The sequence below is a fragment of the Bacillus sp. SG-1 genome, from assembly GCF_000181495.1.
In the GTDB taxonomy this organism is placed as follows: domain Bacteria; phylum Bacillota; class Bacilli; order Bacillales; family Bacillaceae_B; genus Rossellomorea.
The window spans coordinates 1-2,038 of sequence record NZ_ABCF01000144.1 but is presented as its reverse complement, the minus strand read 5'-3'; the positions used below and the strand labels follow the sequence as shown (position 1 = coordinate 2,038).

Below are 2,038 nucleotides of genomic sequence, written 5' to 3'. Positions count from 1 at the left end.
TAGATATGCTTCGGATGGCTGCCATACATACTCCAACCTCACTGGCAACGGCGCTTGGGCTTGTTGCGGCATTGATGATCGGCCAGGTGGCGGTTGAAGTTGGACTTTTCGTGAATGAAGTTATTCTGTACCTGGCAGTCGCTGCAATTGGAACTTTTTCAACACCAAGCTATGAATTGAGCCTGGCCAACCGTATTATCCGAATTGTGTTATTAATTATAACAGCTCTCTTTGGTGTGTATGGCTTTGTCATCGGCATAGCTGCCTGGATCCTGATGCTTTCAAGAATCAAGTCATTTGGTGTTCCGTACATGTGGCCGTTCATCCCGTTCAATTTCAGGGCTATGAGAGATGTCCTTTTAAGGTCGCCTATGCCATTGAAAAACAGACGCCCGAGATTCCTTAATCCGCAAGACCCTGATCGTTGATTCTTTAGTATTGACAGTAACGGACTAGAGTTCGGAAAAAAGCAGAACTAAACTATACTTGAGTGGAGGACGAAATCGCATGAGGTTTTGTCCTCTTTTTTCTGTTGGGGCTATTTAAATACACTATGGCTTTCTCCTTTAACTCATGTAGAGGTTGAGTAATGCGTATGTTGCTAAACGTCCAGGGATTCCGGTGCAAAGGTGTGATTTGTCGTAAACATACCATTGCAGAAGGGAATCATGATAATAATGGTAAGATTAACCGAGGAATGTACCAATTCAGACTGGAATCGTGAGAGAAGGTTTAAGAATTGTTGCAAATCGCAAACCGTACCCTATAGAATCGTTTCGCCATTTGATCTGAACCCGGAAGAACTACAATCAGAAGATAAAAACAACAGAACCAATTAGAAAGTTTTCAAAATCCCTGCATCTTCATAAATAGCTTGAGATTTTCTTGAGAAGAGGAGGACTTTATTTTATACTGTAAGGGTTAGCAATGCTTGAAAGACGGTGCTTCTAATGAAAAACATGTACGATGTTCAGCAAATGTTAAAAAAATATGGAGTATTCATATACTTGGGTGACCGCATGGCAGATTTGGAAATGATGCAGGAAGAAGTAAGAGAGCTGTATCAAACTGGTCTGATCAGCCCGACTGAATTCCAGACATCCATGTTGGTTCTTCGAAGTGAATTATCAAGAGAAAATAATAAGTAGAGAAACAGGGTGAATATAATGGCGGATAAATGGCTTGTGGGCGTAGATTTAGGCGGTACAACAACTAAATTAGCCTTTATAAGTTTATACGGTGAAATAGTACATAAGTGGGAAATTCCGACGGACACTTCTGAGAATGGAAAGAATATCATTGTCGACATCGCAAAATCCATTGATCATCATCTCGATGAACTGGGAGAATCAAAAGGAAAGTTAAAGGGTATCGGTATGGGTGCGCCCGGCCCGGTTGATATGACAAATGGTATCATATACGAAGCGGTCAATCTCGGATGGGAAAAGAATACACCGCTAAAAGACTTGCTGGAAGTTGAAACAGGTCTTCCGTGTGTCATTGATAATGATGCAAACTGCGCTGCTATAGGTGAAATGTGGAAAGGTGCTGGTAATGGTGCCAAGGATATAGTCGCTGTTACATTAGGAACCGGTGTCGGCGGAGGTGTCATCACAAATGGTGATATCGTACACGGAAACAGAGGAGCTGCCGGTGAAATAGGACACATTACAGTGATGCCTGAAGGCGGATTTCAATGTAACTGCGGCAAGAAGGGATGCCTTGAAACCGTGGCTTCTGCTACAGGAGTTGTGAGGCTGGCTTTAAAAGCATTGGAAGAAAGCGCAGAATCATCTTCCCTTCGTTCGACTTTAGAAGCAGATGGAATCATCTCTGCGAAGCAAATTTTTGATGAGGCACGTGGTGGCGATGTTCTTGCAGTATCCATCGTAGATCAACTGGCGTTTTATTTAGGACTTGCAATTGCCAACCTTGGGAATGCATTGAATCCGGACAAAATTGTCTTAGGTGGGGGAGTCTCAAGAGCTGGAGAGGTGCTGCTTACACCTGTTGATAAATATTTTAACTCGTTTGCATT

At 42.7% G+C, this 2,038-nt stretch carries 3 protein-coding genes; all 3 read left to right on the top strand.

Annotated features, from left to right (window positions below; genetic code table 11):
- On the top strand, positions 1-428 hold a 428-nt coding region (locus tag BSG1_RS19195; RefSeq protein WP_006838900.1), incomplete at its 5' end, for a spore germination protein.
- Positions 429-950: 522 nt separating this feature from the next.
- Positions 951-1,148, top strand: coding sequence for a YqgQ family protein (locus BSG1_RS19190; RefSeq protein WP_006838899.1), 198 nt, complete (start codon positions 951-953; stop codon positions 1,146-1,148).
- Positions 1,149-1,166: 18 nt separating this feature from the next.
- A partial coding sequence (locus tag BSG1_RS19185) for an ROK family glucokinase (protein ID WP_006838898.1) occupies positions 1,167-2,038 on the top strand: 872 nt, incomplete at its 3' end.